A 21216-nucleotide genomic window follows, 5' to 3' on the forward strand; every position below is an offset into this window, starting at 1 on the left:
TCGTTTCGATCATGTGCACCGGAATACGAATTGTGCGGGCTTGATCGGCAATCGAACGTGTGATCGCTTGACGGATCCACCACGTCGCATAGGTCGAAAATTTATAGCCGCGACGATACTCGAACTTGTCCACGGCCTTCATCAAACCGATGTTACCTTCTTGAATAAGATCAAGGAATTGCAGGCCACGGTTGGTGTATTTCTTGGCAATCGAAATAACCAAACGAAGGTTCGCTTCGACCATTTCTTTCTTGGCCTGACGCGCCTCTTTTTCACCCTTCTGAACCTGCTGCACGATGCGGCGGAATTCAGAAATATCGAGACCCACATATTGGCCAACTTGTGCCATGTCACCGCGGAGCTCTTCAACTTTGTCCGTTGAACGCTCGATGAACATCTGCCAGCCGCGACCGGGCTTCTCGCTCATTTCTTCCAGCCAGTTCGGATCAAGCTCACGACCACGGTAGGCTTCGACAAACTCGCGGCGGTTGATGCGCGCTTGGTCTGCAAGCTTGACGATAGAGCTATCAATGCTCATCACACGGCGGTTGATGCCATAAAGCTGGTCGATCAGGGCTTCGATACGGTTGTTGTGAAGGTGTAGTTCGTTCACCAACAACACGATCTCGGAACGCAGCTTCTGATAGGTTTCTTCTTCCTTGGCAGAAAAACTGTCATCCTCATTGAGCGTCGCAGAAATTCGGCTGTCCTGCATGGCTGACAATTTCTCATAGTCATCCGCGATGATGTCCAGCGCTTCCAGAACCTGCGGCTTTAGCGCAGCTTCCATCGCCGCAAGCGACATGTTCGCCTGTTCATCTTCATCGTCGTCATCATCATCTTGTGCAATCGGGTTGCCGTCGGCGTCTAGTTCTTGAGCGCCCTCAGCCTTGGGAGCCGCAGTGGAGTTGGCCGCTGTCGGCACAACCGGTGTCTGCTCGTCCTCGCCCATTTGATCGCCAAAGGTGGCTTCCAGATCAATAACATCGCGCAGCAGAACATCTTCTGAAAGAAGTTCGTCGCGCCAAATTGTAATCGCTTGGAAGGTCAAAGGGCTTTCGCAAAGCCCCGCAATCATCGTATTGCGGCCCGCCTCGATACGCTTGGCAATCGCAATCTCGCCCTCGCGGGAAAGCAGCTCAACCGAGCCCATTTCACGCAGGTACATGCGCACAGGGTCATCCGTGCGATCAAGCTTTTCAGTTGTGCCCGTTGAAAGGGTAACTTCTTTGTTCGTGCCAGCGGCAACCAGATCGGTGGTGCCTTTGTCCTCTTCGGCATCCTCGTCTTCTTCGGTGACTTGAATACCCATCTCGGAAAGCATCGACATCACATCTTCGATCTGATCAGAGCTGACCTGATCAGGCGGCAAAACCGCATTCAACTGATCGTAAGTGATGAAGCCACGTTCGCGCGCGTCCGCAATCATCTTCTTGACGGCGGCTTGGCTCATATCGAGCGTATGTGCGGCGTCCTGATCGTCAGACTTGCGGTCGTCATTGTCTTTGGCGGCCATGCAGATGCTCCTGTTTGGGGCCATTGCCCCGGATTGTGGCTTCGGCGGATTGCCGTCCATCAGCGATCAAAGTGATTCGTTGAAACGAATCATATCGTACTGAAGTGATTCGGCTACCCGTTTACCCTGATTTCTTTACATATTCCTCACCAGATTGCCAACTCATGGCTGCTTGGTGACGTTCAGTTTGTCCAATAATTCGTCAAACGCACTTTTTTCATCGCGATTGATTCGCGCACCATTTGGTGCGGTGTCATATTCCGCCTTGTCTTCGTGCTCACTGCGCATTGCTAGATTGCGTGCTTGCGCCGCCTGCCCCAATCGCCACGTTACACTTTCATCCGCAAGACCAACCAAATCTTCAGCAGCCTCTTGAACTTCTGCACTCAACCCCTGCTCTGCTTCCAGCTTTGCCAATTCTTCGGACACAGTCATCATTGCCATTTCCGTGTCACCCGGATTGCGAATGCAAGGCGTGATTGCCACATGGCCAGCGTTGAGCAGGTTTTCAAGGCTATCAGCCCCGCGCGCGGTCACAATGTTTTCGCGCAACACCTCTCGCCCGTCAGGAGCGTGGGCCAAGATCAAATCGCGAAGCGCGCTATGCTCTTGTGTGGACAGCATAAGTTCTTCCAACTGCCCCTCAAATTCGGTGACGACTTCAGGCGTGCAAATGAGCGTCGCCAAAATCACCGCTTCGCGCATTTGACGCTGGGTGTCTTCGCCTGCCCCCGCCAAAAGCGAAGCTTTGGTGCCGGGCATAGCGCTCACAGGTGTATCATTGCGCCAATCAGCTTTCCCGCCTTTGCGCCAAGGTTTTTTGCCAGCGCCAAATTTGGAACCTGACGCAGGCCCGGATCGGAACAGTTTCCAACGAAGGCCTTTGATTGCTTGCCCATAATGCGCGCGAATAGAGGGGTCGCGGATCAACATGATCTTTTCGCGCAGCACCTTATCCAAACCCGCTTTACGCTCTGGACTGTCGAAATTCTTGCCTTCGATTTCCTTATCCCACAAGAGCTGCACCATCGGCATCGCGGCATCAATAACCGCCTGCACCGCGCTTGGCCCGTCACTGCGGATCAGATCATCAGGGTCTTTTCCCTCTGGCATAAGCGCAAAGCGCAGGCTTTTTCCCGCTTCAAGCAGCGGCAAGGACAAATCAATCAAACGTTGCGCCGCGCGCAAGCCAGCCTTGTCACCATCCAGTGCAATGATCGGTTCATCCGAAATACGCCAAAGAAGGTGCAACTGGTTCTCAGTAATCGCCGTACCAAGTGGCGCGACAGACGCCCCAAAGCCGCCCTCTGCCAAGGCAATCACATCCATGTAGCCTTCCGCGACGATCAGCGGTGCGCCTTTGCCAGCCGCTTCTCGAGCGGGGCCGTGATTATAAAGGCTGCGCCCTTTGTCGAACAAAAGCGTTTCGGGCGAATTTAGGTATTTCGCGTTGTCATTCGGATCCATCGCACGGCCACCAAAAGCAGTGCAGCGCCCACGCGCATCGCGGATCGGGAACATGATGCGATTGCGAAAAGTGTCATAGGGCTTGCCACCCTTGCTCGACGGCTTTCCCAAACCTGCAGCCAAAATCTTCTCAGGCGATACGCCCTTCCCAACAAGATGATCCCAAAGCCCTTGCCAGGCATCTGGCGCAAAGCCGATCTCAAAACGCGCCAAAGCCTCAGCGCCAAGCCCCCGTTTTTCTAGATATCCACGCGCACTGGCAGCATTCCCCGTTTGCAATTGCAGCCTGAAGAATTGCGCCGCCTGCTCCATGACCTGCGCAAGTTCGGTGCGTTCGTCCGCTTTCTGCTGCGCTTTCGGGTCTTGCTTTGGAACCTCCAGCCCCGCTTCCCCTGCGAGGATTTCAATAGCCTCCATAAAGCCAACATTCTCGGTCTCACGCACAAACGTGATCGCATCCCCCTTGGCCTGACAGCCAAAGCAATAATAAAAGCCCTTTCGGTCATCTACATGAAAAGACGCCGATTTTTCATGATGAAAGGGGCAAGGTGCCCACATATCACCTTTGCCTTGGTTAGACTTGCGCGCATCCCACATGACTTTGCGGCCCACAACCTGTGACAGGCTTAGGCGCGTGCGAAGTTCATCAAGGAAACCGGGGGGCAGACTCATTGGCGCAGTATCCGCTGTGACGCAAGCAGAGTCCAGTTAGCCTTGGTAGGCTTTACACTGATCCACGGCAGGCGTTTCGACATCCCCTGCGAGCTGTTCATCCGTAAGCCCATAAACATAACTACTAATCGCAGGCACCAATTGCATTTTGAGCATGTCGCTATCGGCGTTTTCGCTCGCATAGGCCAATTGCGCTTCGCTTTCGCTCTTTCCACTCAGCCTGAGCTGAGCAATCTTATGGCTTGCCGCGCCAAATGCTTCGCAGATGCGGTCCTTTTTGGATTTTGCCGAAACAGGAAGTGCAACCGCTGTCGCTAAAACCGCGCAGACTAAGAAACGTGTTGGCGTGATCATCACAAAACTCCCGACGTTAGTTGGGGCACTCTTTATGCCATTTAGTGCCGAAAGTCACCCGCGCGCTACAAGCAAATCCATTGCGCGGCTGATCTCATGCACCATTGTGCCTGCCATTGATCTAAACGACATCAGGCGAAAGCTGTCATTGCCTGTGCGCGTCAAATGCAACGGCATGTGCCCAAGCTGACTACGCAAACAATGCCCACGCTTAAAGTGGGTTTGGCGCAGATCTACTGGCACCAAGCGTGCCAACACTTCTTCGCTGCGCGCGCCGGAGAGTTCTATTGCGCACCACGCATCGCTCTGATCGGTCATTGCGGCTTTGCCCTCAAGGGCGGGCATGTCGCCCTCGCCGATCACCAGAAACTGACCTTGGCTAAACCAAACAATTTCCGCGCCAGAGAGATGCACAGAGCGGCCAACCTTTGGCAGCGCTGCGCCAAGCGCTTTTTCGATCGCCTCTCCTTGGGCTTTGAAGGGCGCAACCGAAAACACGCGGCCCAGCGCGCTTTCAATTAGTTCAAGATTGCCTTTGGAATAGGGCAAAAGCCCTGCCGCTGGGGGTTTTGCTTGTAATTCAACCACGGGTCTTGCCCCCTTCTGGATCGTAAAACACTGGATCACAAACCTCGCAAAGCGTTTCGATCCCTCGCATATGATCGACCAACTTCACAGTCTCTCCCATACGCGCGCGCCCATTCTTAAGGAATGCCATGCCGAGAAAGCTTTGCAATGTTGGCGAAAACCCGACAGACGTCACATAGCCCTCGGAGTTTATGCGTGTGACTTCGCTTTCAGCTGCAAACAAATGCGCGCCAGCGGTTAGTTGTTTGACGGCCCCCATTGGTTTGAGGCCCACAAGCTGTTCACGTGTCTCTCCCAAAAGCCCCGGACGCGCGGCCATCGTTTGCCCAACGCAATCCTTTTTGGAAGAGATCATCCGCTCCATTCCAATGTCATAGGCAGTTACGCGGCCATGTATCTCGGCATGGGTGATAAAGCCCTTTTCGATACGCAGCACATTCAAGGCTTCCATACCATAAGGGCCACCGCCCAGCGCCTCTGCTTTTTCGCAAAGTACATCGAACAAAGAGGCACCGAAACGCGCAGGCACGGCAATTTCATATGCATGCTCGCCCGAAAACGAGATACGGAACAACCGCGCATCAATGCCGCCTACCGCAACTTCACCGCAGGCCATGAACGGAAAGCTCTCATTGTCGATAGGCTGATCCAGAAGGCTATTTAACATATCTCGGGAATTAGGCCCCGCAATTGCGAACTGTGCCCATTGCTCGGTTACTGAAATCAGAGAAACATCTAGTTCAGGGCGCAAACATTGATGCACAAATTCCAAATGCCGCATCACCTGCCCCGCGGCAGCGGTGGTTGTGGTCATAACAAAATGCGTCTCAGACAGCCGCGCTGTTGTACCGTCGTCCATCACATGCCCGTCTTCACGCAGCATAAGACCATAGCGGACGCGCCCAACCTTTAGTGTGCTAAAGGTGTTGGTGTAGACAAAGTCGAGAAACGCGGCCGCATCTGGCCCTTGAATGTCAATCTTGCCCAAAGTGCTGACATCACACACGCCAACGCTGCTTCGCACCATGTTGACTTCACGATCACAGGATTGACGCCAATTGGTTTCCCCTTCGCTTGGGAAAAAACTTGGGCGATACCACATACCAGCTTCGATCATCGGAGCCCCGCGCGCGCGCGTTGCGTGATGCGATGTTGTCAGGCGCTCTGGGGCAAATCCTTTTCCCTCTGCGCCTGCGCCCATCGCAGCAATTGGAACTGGGGTGTAGGGCGGGCGGAACGTCGTCGTTCCTGTCTCTGGAATGCCGCGCCCAGTTACGTCGGCCAAAATTGCCAATGCGTTGACGTTAGAGTTCTTACCTTGATCCGTCGCCATCCCTTGCGTCGTATACCGCTTCATATGTTCAACAGAGCGGAAGTTCTCTGTGGCCGCTTGCTTAACGTCCTTCACCGTCACATCGTTCTGAAAATCAAGCCATGCCCGTCCTGTGCCACCAACGGCCCAAAGTGGACTAATACGAAGCGGGGTATCTTCTGCTTCGGGCAACTCGGACGGCTGCGCTGTCTTACCTAGCGTTTTTATCACCTTGTGCGCGACCGTTTGCCCCTCGGCTATGGCTTGTTGCGTCGAGAATACGCCATTGCAAGCACCAGCGGCGGTCATCCCCGGCACCGCGTTCTCGCGCGGAACAAAACTTGCTATGTCGTCCTGCCATTCAGGTCGCCCGTTCATATGGCAACTCAGATGCACCGAAGGGTTCCATCCCCCAGAGACCGCCAAGCATTCCGTCGCAATCTTTTCGGTTCCGCTTTGGGTGCGCACGGTGATCGACTCTAGCCCCTTACGCCCGCTGCTTCCGCAGACCTGCGCGCCTGTGTAGATCGGGAAGTCCCCAGTCACTTGTGCATCCGGGCGCGTATCAATCAAGGCAGCGATATGCACACCCGCAGCTTTGAGATCATGTGCCGTGCGATGCGCATCATCGTTGTTCCCGAACACAACCACATTCCGCCCTGGCGCGACGCCCCAGCGGTTCAAGTAAGATCTTACAGCGCTTGCAGCCATGATCCCGGGTCGATCGTTGTTTTGAAACGCGATCATACGCTCTAATGCACCTGCGGCCAAAATGCTTTGCTTTGCGACAATGCGCCAAAAACAAGCGCGCGGCGCGTCAGCGTTAAGGGAGGTGATCCGCTCTAGCGCGCCAAAGGTTCCCTGATCATATGCTCCCGTCACCGTGGTACGCGTCATCACGCGTACGTTGTTCATGCTCTCAAGCTCTGCGGTCACGGCAGCGGCCCAATCCGCGCCAGCCTGCCCGCCAACTTTTTCAGTTTCGCTGAGCAAACGCCCGCCCGTGCGCGTGTCTTCGTCGGCAAGGATAACATCCAGCCCAGCGCGCGCCGCTTCTAGCGCTGCCATAAGCCCTGCGGGCCCCGCGCCTATTACCAAGACATCGCAAAACGCATACGCCTTTTCGTAGCTGTCACCGCTGGCTTTACCACTTAACCCGCCTAAACCTGCCGCTCGGCGGATCGCTGGTTCATAAACACGCTCCCAAAAGGCGCGCGGCCACATAAAGGTCTTGTAATAAAAGCCTGCACTGAAGAACGGAGCGGCCAAATCGTTGATGCCAAGCACATCAAATTCCAACGAAGGCCATGCGTTTTGTGAACGTACCTCTAACCCTTCATAGATCTCCTGCACTGTCGCGCGCACGTTTGGCTCAAGATCCGTGCCGCGCTTTACAGTGATCAGGGCATTTGGCTCTTCGCTTCCTGCGCTCAAAGCCCCGCGCGGTCGATGATACTTGAACGAACGCCCCATCAAGCGCACATCATTCGCCAAAAGCGCCGAAGCGACAGTATCTCCCGCGTATCCACGATAGGCGCGCCCATCAAACGAAAAGCTAATCGGGCGCGTGCGATCTACGAGACCTTTGTTTTCAACTCTCATGCGCTCGCCCCTTTCACGTCAGAAGCCAGGGCCGTTTCCAGAACCTCATGGGTCACTGTATTTCGCGTTACAACAATCCATGCCGCGCAGCCTGCCTCATGCTGCCACAAATCGCGTGTCACGCCGGCTGGGTTGTCGCGCAAATGAACATACGCATCCCACGCAGCATCACCCGCATCTGGCTCTGGACGATCCAGAGCCACGGCATCTCCGACATAATAAAACTCGCGGCGATCACGCTCCCCGCAGATAGGACATTTCAGACGCATAGCATCTCCCCTAGAGCAAGCCTGCTCTTCATCATTCTTAATTCACTGCCGCAGAAAGCGCTCATCATACTCAAGCCCCTAGTGTAGATTGTGCTGAGAGCCAGTGCCCTCTTCATCAATCAAGCCTACACCTGTGCGGAACCGATCTAATTGAAATCCTGTTGCATCGGGGTGGTATGTGTCGGTCGCCATCAGATGGGAGAATACCGATCCTGAGCCGGGCACCGCTTTAAAGCCGCCATAGCACCAACCGCAATTCAGATAGAGACCATCAACTGGGCTCTTATCAATAATCGGGCTTCCGTCTGGCGTCATGTCCATAATCCCGCCCCACGAACGCAGCACCTTTGCTTTGCCGATCATTGGCATCAAGGTCATGCCCGCTTCCATCACATGCTCTTTCATCGGGAGGTTCCCGCGCGCAGCGTAGGAGGCATAAAAGTCCAAATCACCGCCAAAGACCAAACCACCTTTGTCCGATTGGCTAATGTAGAAATGTCCCATCCCGAAACTGATGACATGATCAATGACAGGCTTTAGCCCTTCTGTGACAAAGGCTTGCAACACATGGCTCTCTATAGGCAAGCGCATGCCTGCCATTGCAGCAACTTGCCCCGAGCGCCCCGCGACGGTCACACCGATTTTCTTGGATTTGATTGCGCCGCGCGTTGTTTGAACGCCTGTGACTGCGCCATTCTCGATATCTATTCCAGTCACTTCGCAGTTCTGGATAATATCCACGCCGCGCATATCCGCGCCGCGTGCATAGCCCCAAGCAACCGCATCGTGACGCGCCGTACCGCCGCGCGGATGGTATAACCCTCCGTAAATGGGAAAGCGCGTATTATCAAAAGCAAGATAAGGCAGCATCTTTCGCACACCTTCAGTATCCAGCAGAACCGCGTCATCGCCTTGGTTCGCCATCGCATTGCCACGCCGCGCAAAAGCATCGCGCTGACCATCAGAGTGAAACAGATTGATCAAGCCACGCTGCGAATGCATGACATTATAGTTCAGGTCTTGCTCAAGCCCTTCCCAAAGCTTCATCGAGTGGCTGTAAAACTCGGAGTTCCCATTCAGGAAATAGTTCGCACGCACAATCGTGGTGTTTCGCCCAACGTTGCCACCGCCGATATAGCCTTTTTCAAGCACCGCAATATTTGTGAGGCCGTGGTTCTTCGCAAGGTAGTAAGCCGTCGAGAGGCCATGACCACCGCCACCAATGATAATTGCATCATACTCAGGCTTTGGAGCGGCATCGCGCCAATGCGCCCCCCACCCTTTGTTACCTGTCAGGCCTTCTTTCAAAACGCGAAGTCCAGAAAACCGCATCGTCCACTCCCCAGCTATATAGAAGTGAATTAAGCGGGTTTGCCTCCCACGCGCAACGTCTCTACGACATCGCGCGTCGTTTTTCTCTTATTATCAAAAAACTATGGGCAGGTGTGCTTACAATCCTTTCGCGCGGTAGCTTGCTGCTACTTTTTCAATCGCAACGATATAAGCCGCGGTTCTCAAATCAGATACGTCTTCGCGGTCGTGCCAAACGTTGCGCATGGCTTGATAGGAAATGCGCATCGTATCATCGAGACCAGAGCGCACCAATTCCAACTCGTCCGCACCGCGCAAATACCTTTCCTTAAACCCGGGCGAGAGCTTCCAATCATTTCCGCTATCCGCGCTCAAGCGTTCCAACTCATCAACGATCAACTGGTGCCGCCCTTCTTCTTGCCTGCGCTGCATGCGTCCAAAGCGGATATGGCTAAGGTTCTTCACCCATTCGAAGTAACTAACAGTAACCCCCCCAGCGTTGGCATACATATCGGGGATAATCACTGTCCCTTTTTCGCGCAGGATATCATCCGCGCCAGCCGTCACAGGCCCATTCGCGGCCTCGATAATCAAAGGGGCTTTGATCCGCTCTGCATTTGTGAGGTTAATGACCCCTTCTAAAGCAGCGGGGATCAAAATATCGCAATCCGCTTCCAGCACCGTTGCGCCATCTTCGTGGCAGCGCGCGTCCGGGTATCCACTCACCCCGCCATGCTTGGAAATCCAGTTGCGCACTGCATTTACATCCAAGCCGTTTTCATCAAATAGCGCGCCGTCGTATTCGATAATGCCGATAATTTTGCAGTCATCTTCTTCGCTCAGAAACTTAGCCGCATGATATCCCACGTTGCCAAGACCCTGTACGATCACACGTTTGCCATCGAGTGTTCCCGTCAAATTGGCCTTCGCGATATCTCGTTCATCTCGGAAAAACTCGCGCAGCGCATATTGGACACCGCGCCCCGTCGCCTCGACGCGCCCCGCAATACCGCCAGCGTTCTGCGGCTTACCTGTGACACAAGCCTTGGAATTGATATCCGTTGTATTCATGCGCGCATATTGATCAGCGATCCACGCCATCTCTCGCTCGCCAGTGCCCATATCAGGTGCGGGAACGTTTTGCGCCGGATCAATCAGATCACGTTTGATCAGCTCATAGGCAAAGCGGCGGGTAATCAACTCAAGCTCATGCTCTTCGTAATTTCGCGGATCAATCCGCAAACCGCCTTTCGAGCCGCCAAAGGGCGCTTCTACCAATGCGCATTTGTAGGTCATGAGTGCTGCCAGCGCTTCAACCTCGTCTTGGTTAACCCCCATGGCAAATCGAATACCGCCTTTGACCGGTTCCATGTGTTCAGAATGAACCGACCGGTATCCAGTGAACGTTTCAATCTTGCCACGCAAACGCACACCAAATCGCACAGTATAAGTGGCGTTGCAGACACGTATTTTCTCTTCCAACCCAGCCGGTAAATCAAGCAAGGCCACCGCCCGATTGAACATCATATCGACGCTCTCACGGAAACTCGGTTCTTTAATGGATGTCATGAATCTTCTCCCAATAGCGTGCCTCTATGACTGTGCACCGCTAATCCAAGCCTATGACGATATCGTTAATGCGCGCGAGTAATATTTCCGGCCTAGGCGAAATTCCGCACCAAATTGTCGCACTCTAACTTGGACGCTTTTTGACAGGCAAAACAGCCATTCATAACCAAGATAGAAACAATTGATACAACACACAGTTATTGTTGGGAAGTTAGCTCATTGAGGCATTATATCTCCCGTTTCCCGCCCCAATTTCGCCACAACACAGGAGCAAAGCAGAATGTGGATGTTTACGCCCTTGCTGTCATTTGTGTTTGGGCGAATTTAGAAAGGACCGATCAAGATGCGGGACATAATTCACCTTTGCGGCCTCAGGCCTGATAAGGAAAACCGAGGTGGGCGCTCACCCTACCTTGCGTTTAAAGACGATGAGGAAGGTACACTCACCATCTTCGCTGTATTTATGGTGCTGATGATCCTAACAATGGGTGGCATCGGCGTCGATCTGATGCGCTCTGAGCGTGATCGTACAATTTTGCAGCACACCCTTGATCGCGCGATTTTGGCGGCGGCTGATCTTGACCAAGAACAAGCACCCCTCAAAGTCGTGAACGACTACTTTGACGCTGCGGGTCTCGAAAGCTTCTTGTCTACCGTGTCAGTAGATCAAGGTATCAACTACAAGACAGTTGGCGCACAGGCCCAATCGAATACGACAACCGCCTTCATGAAACTTGCAGGCGTGGACACGCTTAGCGCCACAGCCGCAGGCGTCGCTGAAGAGCGTATTGCAAACGTCGAAATTTCGATGGTGCTAGATATCTCTGGCTCGATGGGCACAGGTAGCAAAATGTCTCAGCTCCGCTCGGCTGCGACGTCGTTTGTGAACACCGTCCTCAGCCCGTCAAACCAAGGTTTGGTGTCTGTTTCTTTGATCCCTTATTCACAACACGTGAATGTCGGCCCAAAGATCTTCAACGAACTCAACACCAACCACCGTCACGACTATTCTCACTGTGTTGAAATGTCGGACTCTGCTTACAACGACACAACGCTGAACCTGAGCACGACCTATGATCAGATGCAGCACTTTCAGTGGAATTACTCTGGCAGCAACTCGCTCTCGGACACGATCTGCCCGCGCTATTCTTATGAACGTATCACACCGTTCTCCCAGAACGCGTCGGAACTCAACTCGCAGATTGCGCAGCTACAGCCGCGCGCGGGTACCCAGATCTTCATGGGGATGAAATGGGCGGCAGCGATGCTTGACCCTGCATTCAACCCGGTTGTTGATGCTTTGGTGGATGACGGCGAAATTGACAACGACTTCGCAAACCGCCCTGCGGCTTTCGATGACGTCGAAACGCTGAAAACTGTTGTTCTGATGACAGACGGCAAAAACAGTTCGGCCTCGCGTATCTCGTCTTGGGCTTACGATTCCACCTCCGACTACTATCACTGGAGCCGTTATAACCTTTGGTACTATCTGTATCGTAACGTTCGCTCACACAGCCGTAGCCAGTACTACTGGTATAAATACGACGCGGCTCAGGGTGATGCATTGCTCGACAACATTTGCGACGCTTCCAAGGACGAAGGCATTGTGATCTGGTCCATTGGCTTCGAAGTCGATGATCACGGCGCGGATGTTATGGAAAGCTGTGCTTCTTCACCTAGCCACTTCTTCCGTGTGGAAGGTGTCGAGATTTCCGAAGCGTTTGACGCAATCGCACGTCAAATCAACCAATTGAGGCTCACACAATGATACAGTTTCTTAACAGAATTCTGCGTTTCAAAAATGCAGAGCGCGGGAACGTCACTGTCGAATTCGCTTTGGTCTTCCCTGTTTTCATCCTGATCCTGACGTCTAGCATCGAGATGGGCGTTATCACGATCCGCCAAACCTTGTTGGAACGTGGTCTCGACATAGCAATGCGCGAAGTGCGTATCGGGACAGGCGCGCAATACTCGCATGACGAAATTCGCGATATGATCTGCGATGGTGCGGTCATCTTTGATGATTGCCAAGCAAACCTTCGCCTTGAAATGATACCGAATGATCCCCGCGAATACACGAGTTTGCCCAATACAGTTGATTGCGCGGCTCAAGAAGCGGCGGAGAATGGTGGTTGGGATGTGATTAACCCAGTTCGCGATTTTGAAATGGGCTCATCAAACGAATTGGTCATCGTTCGCGCCTGCATGCTCTATGATCCGGTCTTTCCTACGTCGGAACTGGCTTTGCAGCGAACAACCGATCAAAACGGCAAAAGCGCGCTTGTTGCTGTGTCGGCATTCACCCAGGAACCGAGGTAAATAGTAATGAAACAGTTCATTCTTTCAAAACTGCGTCGTTTCGCCGGCGAAACAAAGGGCAGCGCGGCTGTTGAAGCCGCGATCATCTTCCCTGTTATTTTCTGGGCTTACGCTGCGACCTTTACGTACTATGAAGCCTATCGCGCTCAAACCGTTGCGGAAAAGGCAGCCTACACGATTAGCGACATGCTAAGCCGTGAAACCCTGCCGATAACGCCGTCCTATATGACCAATGCGCGCAATATTTATAAGGATCTTTCTGGGCTTAGCCCGGGGGAAACCGCTTTGCGCGTGACGTTGCTACGCTGGGACGGGCCCAATAATCGTTTCAAAGTGGATTGGTCCCAACGCCGCGGAGACATTCCACGTCTTCGCAATCGAGACGTGCGTGACTATGACGATCTGCTGCCTCCGCTCATTTCGAATGAACGTATCATTCTTGTGGAAACAGCCTCTGATTATGATCCCGCCTTTAGCGTTGGTCTCTCGCCAAGGGTCATTGAAACATTCGTGTTCACGCGCCCTCGCTTTGCGCCGCAGCTCGTGTGGGACAGCAACGGTTAAACCCGTCTGAATTTATCAAAATCGCGCCGCTCTGACACTCTCAGGGCGGCGCGTTTCATTAAGAAGCTGCGATTTGGCGCTCGGCCACCAGCGCAGACATCGCTTCTGCCAAACCTTTGGTTTGCGGCGCGCCTGTGACGCCCCCAACTCCGATTTTACGTGAAAACGACCAAAACAGGCCGGGTGCCCAACGGCGTGTGCCTTGGCTCTTTAGCGTAATTAGAAATCCGTTTGACGGCTTGAAAGCAAACGTCCCCCGCTCAACCTTTTCTATATCTGCGATTTTGGCTAATATCGGGCCGTCCTTTACCCTCAGCTCTTCTTGGCTCAGTTCCAGCAATTGCGATGTCGCGCTATGCATGCGCGCGCCAGCCCAGAGCGATGCAAGGCCGCCAAGGATCAAAAAGACTTGGGTTCCACTAAAGGGCAAAGCCAGCGCAAGATAGACCAACAAGCCCCCTAGCATGGCAAGCATTGCGACACCGACAAAGCGACGTGGCGGAGACGCAGCGAGCGTGGCGATTACAGGATCGGACATGGGATCGGACATGGGGCGACCTTTTCAAATTTAGAATTGGCCGCACCCATACCTGCAACGATGTAAAAATGCGAGAGCGCCTGCGCTATCGACGTACACTCACCTCACCGCCCTGCTCTTCTGGTTCATCGTCCACCATTTCAGCTGGAAAACCCGGCGCGGTTACGTCCAGACCTGTAGCCACCTCTAATCGTTTGATAATATTAGGGGAAAGTTCGCGCGGCCCGAACTTTTCGATCCCGTCATTGAAGATTTCTATCAACAACGGGTTCAACTGCAAAGGCACCTCGGCGCGATCGGCAACCGCCTGAAAGAGCCCGATATCCTTTGCCACCAGATCCATAGTAAAGGAAATATCGCGACTGCCATTCAAAATGACCTGACTTTCCGTTTCATGCACAAATGAGGTGCCAGATGAAATTCGAATAGCTTCATAAGCCGTCCCAAGGTCCATGCCCGCGCCTTTCGCGACGGTCAAAGCCTCTGCGCAGGACACAAGGTTAGCTGTTGCCAGATAGTTGGTGATCACTTTGAGAATGCTCGCCGAGCCAAGCTCACCTGTGTGCAACACCCGCCGCCCCATGATCGTCAGCAATGGCAAAATGCGATCAAAGGTCTCGCGCGCGCATCCTGCGAAAATTGATATGTTGCCCGTATCTGCACGATGGCAGCCGCCAGAGACTGGGCAATCTACCGCTGCGCCGCCAGCTGCGATGACCAAAGCCCCTAGCCGTTTGACTTCGGCTTCGTCCGTGGTGGACATTTCCATCCAGATCTTGCCGTCTCGCACTTCTGGCAACATCTGCTGCATCACTGCATCGGAGGCGGCAGGGCTTGGCAAACAGGTGATCACCGCATCACAATCGCGCATCATCTCAGCGGCGCTTCCCCCCGCAATGGCGCCAAGCGCGACGCTTTTTTCTACCAGATCCGCATTCAAATCATGAACGCGCAATTCAACACCATTGCGCAAAAGACTTCCCGAGAGCTTGCCTCCCACGTTACCAAGCCCAATAAAACCAACTTTCATTGCCATCTCCTTGAATTTACGATCAACTTTGAAAGCGCCTTTGCGACCCGTCGCGCCTGTTCGCGACCCTTCATCAAAAATGCTGATGTGACGAACGCTAAGATAATTACCAACGCAGGGCGTTTGATTGTCCGTTTAATAATACTGTAACAATTGTGACCTAACCTAGCGGTACTCGGACTGCTCAAGGCGACCCCGAGCAAATAGCGAAGCCCTGTACTGGCCTGATGTCAACAGACAGGTGTCAGTCGGGGCGGACGTTTTTGCGACTCTCTTTACTAGCAATCTCAAGCCCAAGGATTGCGATGCGCGCCGCTCTGGTTAAGCTGCTATCATGCGCTATTTACCAAATCACCCTCGCCAACAAAACGACGAAGACGCAGGCATCGATGTGAGCGACGGGTTTGAGCCCTTTGCGCAGCGCAATGATGTGTTCTCTCGCGCGTTCTGGGACGAGCGCGTGCGCACACAAAAGACCGACGCCTTTTTTGCCTCCTACCGCATGGAAGCCGCGCCGCGCAGAGGAGATGGCTTTACTCAGCGAGACTTTGCATTGCGCAATGCATCCTGGTTAATCTCGGATGTCATTTCGGATCGCAGCGCACCGGATGGCAAGCGCGAAGGGTTTCAGGCGCCCATCGCCAATGACACACCGGTTGCTCCCGATCAGATTTCTGTTGATGATCCCGAAAAGATGAGTGCTGAAATAAAACGTTTCGCCAAATTCTTTGGCGCGGATCTTTGCGCAATAACAACGCGAGATGATCGCTGGCTCTATTCCAGCCGCGTTGATACCCGCGATATGAGCGCTACACCCAACGATCTACCTGCTGGCATTACCCATGTCATCGTGCTTGGGCACCAAATGGAAGAAGACCTAGTTGCCACCTACCCCTCTGCCCTTGCAGGTGCCGCTACGGGGCGCGAATACAGCCACGAAGCTGCTATCGTGATGCAGCTTGCCGCCTATATCCGCAATCTCGGATATGAGGCTGTTGCGTCGATGAATGATACAGGGTTGGTCATCCCTTACGCGTTGAAAGCGGGCCTAGGCGAATACGCGCGCAATCAAATGGTGATAACACCAGAATATGGACCACGCTTGCGGTTTTCAAAGATATTCACCTCCCTGCCTCTCGCCGCCGACCCGCCAAAAAAACTTGGCGTCGCCGAGTTTTGCAACATTTGCACCAAATGCGCCGATGCCTGCCCCGTCAAAGCTCTGCCCTACGGCGCGCCTGCGCTTAGCGATCAGCCTTCAAGCATAAAAGGCGTGCGAAAATGGACGTCGGATGCCGAGAAATGTTTCGGGTTTTGGGCCAAGATGTCGTCTGATTGCGCGATCTGCATGCGGGTTTGTCCGTTCAATCGTGACTTTGGCAGGTGGCAGCACAAATTGTGGCTCAAGCTCGCGCTCTCACCGTTTCGAAAAATTGCGCTTTGGCTTGATAAAGGGCGTGGCGGGCGCGTAAAACCTGCGTCTTGGTGGACCCAAAACGATAAATAAGTACGCACGATCCTGATTGCCGTCGCAATACAGAACCTATTTCACTCAGAAACCTCAAACTGGGACAAAATTCCCGTTTCCGCCAACACTCCCACACATTCGTTCCAAGTTATCACCCCAAATCAACCCAAAGCAGGTTTGATTTCCTCACCTGCGCCCTCTAACTCGCAGGGAAGACGAACACACGCGCACGCGTAAAGGAGGTCTTGTTATGTTTGAAACGATCTTGGACATCACCGGCTGGGACATCACACCAAAGGCAGCATCTGTTGCGCTGGCTTTGATGATCGGTCTCGCTTTTGGACTCTTCGCCGAGCGCTCAAAATTCTGCTTGCGTAGCGCGTTAATTGGCGAAAAGCGCCGTGCATCCGCAGGGGTTTGGTTGATCGCACTCGCAACTGCCATTGTCGGCACGCAGCTCGCGGTCTTTGCTGAATTGATCACATTTGAAGAGCACCGCTTCCTCAACGCTAACCTACCAATCCTCGCGATCCTCGCAGGCGGCGTTATGTTCGGCGCTGGAATGGTTCTCACGCGCGGCTGTGCTTCGCGTCTTACCGTTTTGGCAGGCACAGGCAATCTACGAGCTCTGTTTGTCATTGTTGTCTTCGCGATCGTCGCGCACGCCACAATGAAAGGGGTTTTGACGCCGCTTCGCACGATGCTCGGCGCCGTTACGGTTGACCTTGGCGATATGACAGGCTTTGCCAGCCTTCCGGGCGGAGCCGTTTTTTGGAGCATGGCGCTTGCGATCGCAGCGATCGCGGTTGCCTTTCGCTCAGGCGCGCGCGTTCAATCATTGGTGTTCGCAGCCGCGCTTGGCCTGTTGGTTCCAGTCGGCTGGGTCGGAACAGGCTTCCTTCTTTTTGATGAGTTTGATCCCATCGCGCTCGAAAGCCTTTCGTTCACTGCACCTATGGCTGAAAGCCTGTTCTGGTCTATCGCATCCACGTCAATCCCTGCTGGGTTCGGCTCAGGTCTAATTGGCGGAATTGTTGCTGGCGCGCTCATTGCGTCGTTAGTTTTCGGAACGTTCAAATGGCAGAGCTTTGACTCTCCAGCGCAAACAGGGCGTTACATGGCTGGGGCGGCTCTTATGGGCGTTGGCGGAGTATTAGCGGGCGGGTGCTCTGTTGGTGCAGGCCTCGCTGGGGTTCCCACACTTAGCTTTGCAGCCTTGATTGCATTGTTTGCGATTGCGGCAGGCGCTCTTGTCACAAATGCTTGGCTTACCCGTGCGTCTTCTTTCGCAACCGACGCACAGCAAGCCACACCAACAATACTACCGGCAGAGTAACTGCCGCCGTCAGTATCCCCTTGCTGGTGCCTGTGAGCCCAATAAGGGGGTACAGCGCATAGCTTACCAGCGAAACCGCGTAATAACTTATCGCGACCACGGAAAGCCCCTCAACAGTCTCTTGCAAGCGATATTGCATGTCTGCGCGGTGATCCATGCTCTCCAGCAGCTTTTGGTTCTGCGCAGAGCGATCCACATCAACCCGAGTTCGCAGCAATTGCGCCGCGCGAATAGCGCGCTCAGCCATGCTTTGCAGGCGCTCCTTAGTGGAATGAACCGTCCGCATCGCGGGATGAAAGCGGCGCATCATGAACTCTGCCAATGTTTGGCGCCCTCCGAACGGCACTTCGCGCAGCGCAGTGATCCGTTGTCCAACGATTGCTTCATACGCCCCCGTCGCGCCGAACCGAAAGGAAGAAGACGCCTGAAGCGCCTCCAATTCTGTTGAAATGCGCAGCAAACTATCTAGCTGCGCCTCTGCTTGCCCGTCAGCCGTTTGCATTTCAGTCATCAACTGCGTCAATTCGTTATCCAGCTCGCCCATACGAGGGCTAAGCTCACGCACATGCGCAAAGCCAAGCATCGACATCGCTTTGTAGGTTTCGATCTCGAACAGGCGTTGAACGATGCGCCCGATACGCCCCTGCCCGACACCTTGGGCGACAAAAACAGCAAAGCGCGTGTGCCCCGCTTCATCAATATGGAAATCGCCTGCAACTGTGGCTGCGGTATCTAGAACCGAGCTCACCGCAAGGCTTTCCAGCACGAACCAATCATTGAGCTTATCGCGAACGACGCTATCGTCATGCTGTGCTTCGATCCTCAAGGTCGCGGAGGTAATCCGCTGCCCGGGGGCATCACCCAGCCAATCCTCGGGAAACACATCAAAGTCGCTTGCATCAAAGGGGCGCTCGCCAAGCCCGTCCAAAAGCAAGGTGAAGGTAACGAATTCCGTATGACGCTCCCACTTAATCCTATGGCGACCAATCTTGCCGAAATAATGCGTCGCGCCCGGTTGCGGATGTGGCGCGCCATATCGATCTAGCAATTGTATCAAATGGTTAAGGTCCGCCTCAGCGGCATCTGGCCCCGCCTGATCTTGGTGCTTCAACGCAAGAAACACCGCACGAGATCCAGATTGGATCGTTGGAAAGGGCCGCGCATGAAGCTCGTTGCTAAGCTGATAGCGCAAAGGATGGTCTGTAATTGGTGGCATCGGTCGATCATCCTAACGATTTTCGTGAAACTCAACCAAAGCGGATCGGAAATCAAGGATAAAATCAATTATTTCAACATGTTATCGGAATGCAATTGTATACCAAGCGCGATACCCGCCTATCCTTCCACACTCAGGATCGTTCCTTGAGCTGCGGCGCATAGTTTTTCCTCATCATCTTTTATCACAAAGACATCGCACCGACATACCGCTTGGCGTTTGCCCGAAGAAACCACTTCCGCGCGCGCGATCAGCCGCTCACCGAGCGCGGGGCGCGTGTAGTTGATCTTCATCTCCTGCGTGAGAACATTTCCCAAAACAGAGCCTCCCGCATAGGTCATCGCGTTGTCGGCAAGATAAGCAAGCACCCCGCCATGAGCAAAACCATGCTGTTGCTTTAGCTTATCTTCCAAGCGCAGGGTCAATTCCGCTTTGCCTTGCTCAAACGCCGTAAGCTCCGCCCCCAACAGAACGCTAAAAGGCTGCGCGTTCAAAATCTCTTTGCCGAATTTTAAGTAGTCCATCACCTGCCCCTTTTTCCGATGATGCAATCATCCAAGGCGCTGTGACATTGTCAAAGATGACCTGACGTAGAACGCAAAAAGCCCCGCCAGATGGGCGGGGCTTTCTTTATTCGCATATCGCGATGTTTAGTCGATCAGCGGAAGCAGCTTGTTCAAGCTGTCCTTCGCATCGCCGTAGTACATGCGCGTGTTGTCTTTGTAGAACAGCGGGTTTTCGATGCCGGAGTAACCCGTACCTTGACCACGCTTGGAGACGAACACTTGCTTGGCTTTCCAGCACTCCAGAACAGGCATGCCTGCGATTGGAGAGTTTGGATCATCCTGCGCCGCTGGGTTCACGATGTCGTTGGAGCCGATCACGATCGCGACGTCCGTCTCAGGGAAGTCCTCGTTGATCTCGTCCATTTCCATCACGATGTCATAAGGCACTTTTGCCTCAGCCAGCAGAACGTTCATGTGACCTGGAAGGCGACCCGCAACAGGGTGGATCGCAAAGCGTACGTTCTTGCCTTTGGCACGCAGCTTGATCACCATCTCGGCAACAGCCGCCTGCGCCTGCGCAACCGCCATACCGTAACCCGGAATGATGATGACGCTATCCGCTTCATTCAGCGCTGTTGCAACGCCGTCTGTGTCGATTGCAACTTGCTCACCTTCAACGGCCATTTGCTCGCCCGCTGGGCCACCAAATCCACCAAGGATAACAGAGATGAACGAACGGTTCATCGCTTTACACATGATGTAGCTGAGGATCGCACCGGAAGAGCCAACAAGCGCACCAACAACGATGAGCAGGTCGTTCCCGAGGGAGAAACCAATCGCCGCAGCTGCCCAGCCAGAGTAGCTGTTGAGCATGGAAACAACGACAGGCATATCCGCGCCGCCGATGCCCATGATCAGGTGATACCCGATGAAGAGCGCCGCCAATGTCATGATGAACAGCGGGAAGAAACCGCCTGTGTTCATGTACCAGACCAAGCAGATCGCGGACAGGATTGCTGCGCCAGCGTTCAGCATGTGACCGCCCGGAAGCTTTGTCGCCGCGCTGTCTACTTTGCCAGCAAGCTTGCCGTAGGCAATGACAGAGCCTGTGAATGTTACCGCACCGATGAAGATGCCAAGGAACAATTCAACGCGCAAAATAGCGATCTCGACGCCATCTTTCTTAGCCAAAAGCGCTGCAAAGCCTTCAAGAGACTTCTTCGCCGCATCATCCATCGCCATAACGCGACCAAGTTCGATATGCGCGATCAAGCCAACGAAAACCGCAGCAAGACCAACGAGCGAGTGCATCGCAGCAACCAGTTCTGGCATCTGCGTCATTTGCACTTTGGTCGCCAATTGGTACCCGATTGCGCCGCCGCCGATGATCATCAGGATCGACAGGAGCCAATAGCCAGAGCCCGGCCCAACAAGTGTTGCAGCAACCGCCAGCGCCATGCCGACGATGCCATACCATACCGCGCGTTTCGCGCTTTCTTGTCCTGACAAACCGCCCAAAGACAGGATGAAGAGGACTGCTGCGACTACGTAAGCCGCTGTAGTAAATCCAAATTCCATT

General features: G+C 53.9%; 18 protein-coding genes. 5 read left to right on the top strand and 13 right to left on the bottom strand.

The genetic code is table 11. The features are described from left to right. The 8 genes from rpoD to ACRBCU_RS10235 all read right to left on the bottom strand — a co-directional run. Positions 1 to 1516: RNA polymerase sigma factor RpoD (gene rpoD, locus ACRBCU_RS10200; RefSeq protein ID WP_431365277.1), on the bottom strand; the 1516-nt coding region annotated here is incomplete at its 3' end. A 162-nt stretch (positions 1517 to 1678) separates the two neighbouring features. Continuing rightward, the gene (gene dnaG / locus ACRBCU_RS10205; protein ID WP_431365278.1) at positions 1679 to 3655 is read right to left on the bottom strand and encodes a DNA primase; all 1977 of its coding nucleotides are present in this window, start codon (positions 3653 to 3655) and stop codon (positions 1679 to 1681) included. A gap of 36 nt (positions 3656 to 3691) precedes the next feature. After that, complete coding sequence (locus ACRBCU_RS10210; RefSeq protein WP_431365279.1) at positions 3692 to 4009, bottom strand: hypothetical protein; 318 nt, start codon at positions 4007 to 4009, stop codon at positions 3692 to 3694. A gap of 54 nt (positions 4010 to 4063) precedes the next feature. Continuing rightward, complete coding sequence (locus ACRBCU_RS10215; RefSeq protein WP_431365280.1) at positions 4064 to 4597, bottom strand: sarcosine oxidase subunit gamma; 534 nt, start codon at positions 4595 to 4597, stop codon at positions 4064 to 4066. Further along, the gene (locus ACRBCU_RS10220) at positions 4590 to 7511 is read right to left on the bottom strand and encodes a sarcosine oxidase subunit alpha family protein (RefSeq protein ID WP_431365281.1); all 2922 of its coding nucleotides are present in this window, start codon (positions 7509 to 7511) and stop codon (positions 4590 to 4592) included. The genes ACRBCU_RS10215 and ACRBCU_RS10220 overlap by 8 nt, the downstream gene beginning before the upstream one ends. After that, positions 7508 to 7780 (bottom strand): sarcosine oxidase subunit delta, encoded by a 273-nt coding sequence (locus ACRBCU_RS10225; RefSeq protein ID WP_431365282.1) that lies wholly within the window; start codon positions 7778 to 7780, stop codon positions 7508 to 7510. The genes ACRBCU_RS10220 and ACRBCU_RS10225 overlap by 4 nt, the downstream gene beginning before the upstream one ends. A 78-nt stretch (positions 7781 to 7858) precedes the next feature. Beyond that, positions 7859 to 9112 carry a sarcosine oxidase subunit beta family protein gene (locus tag ACRBCU_RS10230; protein WP_431365283.1) on the bottom strand — a complete coding sequence of 418 codons (1254 nt, stop codon included), beginning with the start codon at positions 9110 to 9112 and terminating at the stop codon, positions 7859 to 7861. Between the two features lie 117 nt (positions 9113 to 9229). Continuing rightward, entirely contained in the window at positions 9230 to 10660 is a 1431-nt protein-coding gene (locus tag ACRBCU_RS10235) for a Glu/Leu/Phe/Val family dehydrogenase (RefSeq protein WP_431365284.1), read from the bottom strand. A gap of 343 nt (positions 10661 to 11003) precedes the next feature. On the opposite strand from ACRBCU_RS10235, the gene ACRBCU_RS10240 reads away from it, so the two are divergent. Genes ACRBCU_RS10240 through ACRBCU_RS10250 form a run of 3 tightly spaced genes read left to right on the top strand, consistent with a single transcriptional unit; the run spans position 11004 to position 13543 of the window. Beyond that, positions 11004 to 12428: a TadE/TadG family type IV pilus assembly protein gene (locus tag ACRBCU_RS10240; RefSeq protein ID WP_431365285.1), complete on the top strand. Its 1425-nt coding sequence runs from the start codon at positions 11004 to 11006 to the stop codon at positions 12426 to 12428. Beyond that, positions 12425 to 12979 (top strand): TadE/TadG family type IV pilus assembly protein, encoded by a 555-nt coding sequence (locus tag ACRBCU_RS10245; protein ID WP_431365286.1) that lies wholly within the window; start codon positions 12425 to 12427, stop codon positions 12977 to 12979. The genes ACRBCU_RS10240 and ACRBCU_RS10245 overlap by 4 nt, the downstream gene beginning before the upstream one ends. Positions 12980 to 12985: 6 nt before the next feature. Continuing rightward, positions 12986 to 13543: a TadE/TadG family type IV pilus assembly protein gene (locus ACRBCU_RS10250; protein WP_431365287.1), complete on the top strand. Its 558-nt coding sequence runs from the start codon at positions 12986 to 12988 to the stop codon at positions 13541 to 13543. 58 nt (positions 13544 to 13601) lie between these two features. On the opposite strand, the gene ACRBCU_RS10255 is transcribed toward ACRBCU_RS10250, so the two are convergent. Both ACRBCU_RS10255 and ACRBCU_RS10260 read right to left on the bottom strand, forming a co-directional pair. Then, positions 13602 to 14093, bottom strand: coding sequence for a hypothetical protein (locus ACRBCU_RS10255; protein WP_431365288.1), 492 nt, complete (start codon positions 14091 to 14093; stop codon positions 13602 to 13604). A 73-nt stretch (positions 14094 to 14166) separates the two neighbouring features. Then, positions 14167 to 15111 carry an NAD(P)-dependent oxidoreductase gene (locus tag ACRBCU_RS10260; RefSeq protein WP_431365289.1) on the bottom strand — a complete coding sequence of 315 codons (945 nt, stop codon included), beginning with the start codon at positions 15109 to 15111 and terminating at the stop codon, positions 14167 to 14169. Positions 15112 to 15445: 334 nt separating this feature from the next. Between ACRBCU_RS10260 and ACRBCU_RS10265 the strand changes: the two genes are divergently transcribed. Beyond that, a complete protein-coding gene (locus ACRBCU_RS10265; RefSeq protein WP_431365290.1) occupies positions 15446 to 16618 on the top strand; it encodes a reductive dehalogenase in 1173 nt (390 codons plus the stop codon). 211 nt (positions 16619 to 16829) lie between these two features. After that, positions 16830 to 17915, top strand: a complete 1086-nt coding sequence (locus ACRBCU_RS10270) for a YeeE/YedE family protein (protein WP_431365291.1) — start codon at positions 16830 to 16832, stop codon at positions 17913 to 17915. Here ACRBCU_RS10270 and ACRBCU_RS10275 read toward each other — a convergent pair. The 3 genes from ACRBCU_RS10275 to ACRBCU_RS10285 form a co-directional block, all read right to left on the bottom strand. After that, on the bottom strand, positions 17848 to 19131 hold the full coding sequence (locus ACRBCU_RS10275) for a DUF3422 family protein (RefSeq protein WP_431365292.1): 1284 nt from the start codon (positions 19129 to 19131) through the stop codon (positions 17848 to 17850). The genes ACRBCU_RS10270 and ACRBCU_RS10275 overlap by 68 nt on opposite strands. Positions 19132 to 19250: 119 nt before the next feature. Further along, positions 19251 to 19655, bottom strand: a complete 405-nt coding sequence (locus tag ACRBCU_RS10280) for a PaaI family thioesterase (protein ID WP_431365293.1) — start codon at positions 19653 to 19655, stop codon at positions 19251 to 19253. Between the two features lie 126 nt (positions 19656 to 19781). Further along, complete coding sequence (locus ACRBCU_RS10285; RefSeq protein ID WP_431365294.1) at positions 19782 to 21215, bottom strand: NAD(P)(+) transhydrogenase (Re/Si-specific) subunit beta; 1434 nt, start codon at positions 21213 to 21215, stop codon at positions 19782 to 19784. Position 21216: the final 1 nt, after the last annotated feature.

The organism is Planktotalea sp. (genome assembly GCF_050633725.1).
GTDB lineage: Bacteria > Pseudomonadota > Alphaproteobacteria > Rhodobacterales > Rhodobacteraceae > Planktotalea.

Coding starts and splice junctions, on each gene's coding strand:
- ACRBCU_RS10285 (WP_431365294.1), bottom strand. CDS start 21,215: ATGGAATTTGGATTTACTACAGCGGCTTACGTAGTCGCAGCAGTCCTC.
- ACRBCU_RS10255 (WP_431365288.1), bottom strand. CDS start 14,093: ATGTCCGATCCCATGTCCGATCCTGTAATCGCCACGCTCGCTGCGTCT.
- ACRBCU_RS10280 (WP_431365293.1), bottom strand. CDS start 19,655: ATGGACTACTTAAAATTCGGCAAAGAGATTTTGAACGCGCAGCCTTTT.
- ACRBCU_RS10240 (WP_431365285.1), top strand. CDS start 11,004: ATGCGGGACATAATTCACCTTTGCGGCCTCAGGCCTGATAAGGAAAAC.
- dnaG (WP_431365278.1), bottom strand. CDS start 3,655: ATGAGTCTGCCCCCCGGTTTCCTTGATGAACTTCGCACGCGCCTAAGC.
- ACRBCU_RS10220 (WP_431365281.1), bottom strand. CDS start 7,511: ATGAGAGTTGAAAACAAAGGTCTCGTAGATCGCACGCGCCCGATTAGC.
- ACRBCU_RS10270 (WP_431365291.1), top strand. CDS start 16,830: ATGTTTGAAACGATCTTGGACATCACCGGCTGGGACATCACACCAAAG.
- ACRBCU_RS10245 (WP_431365286.1), top strand. CDS start 12,425: ATGATACAGTTTCTTAACAGAATTCTGCGTTTCAAAAATGCAGAGCGC.
- ACRBCU_RS10250 (WP_431365287.1), top strand. CDS start 12,986: ATGAAACAGTTCATTCTTTCAAAACTGCGTCGTTTCGCCGGCGAAACA.
- ACRBCU_RS10230 (WP_431365283.1), bottom strand. CDS start 9,112: ATGCGGTTTTCTGGACTTCGCGTTTTGAAAGAAGGCCTGACAGGTAAC.
- ACRBCU_RS10275 (WP_431365292.1), bottom strand. CDS start 19,131: ATGCCACCAATTACAGACCATCCTTTGCGCTATCAGCTTAGCAACGAG.
- ACRBCU_RS10225 (WP_431365282.1), bottom strand. CDS start 7,780: ATGCGTCTGAAATGTCCTATCTGCGGGGAGCGTGATCGCCGCGAGTTT.
- ACRBCU_RS10260 (WP_431365289.1), bottom strand. CDS start 15,111: ATGAAAGTTGGTTTTATTGGGCTTGGTAACGTGGGAGGCAAGCTCTCG.
- ACRBCU_RS10265 (WP_431365290.1), top strand. CDS start 15,446: ATGCGCTATTTACCAAATCACCCTCGCCAACAAAACGACGAAGACGCA.
- ACRBCU_RS10235 (WP_431365284.1), bottom strand. CDS start 10,660: ATGACATCCATTAAAGAACCGAGTTTCCGTGAGAGCGTCGATATGATG.
- ACRBCU_RS10210 (WP_431365279.1), bottom strand. CDS start 4,009: ATGATCACGCCAACACGTTTCTTAGTCTGCGCGGTTTTAGCGACAGCG.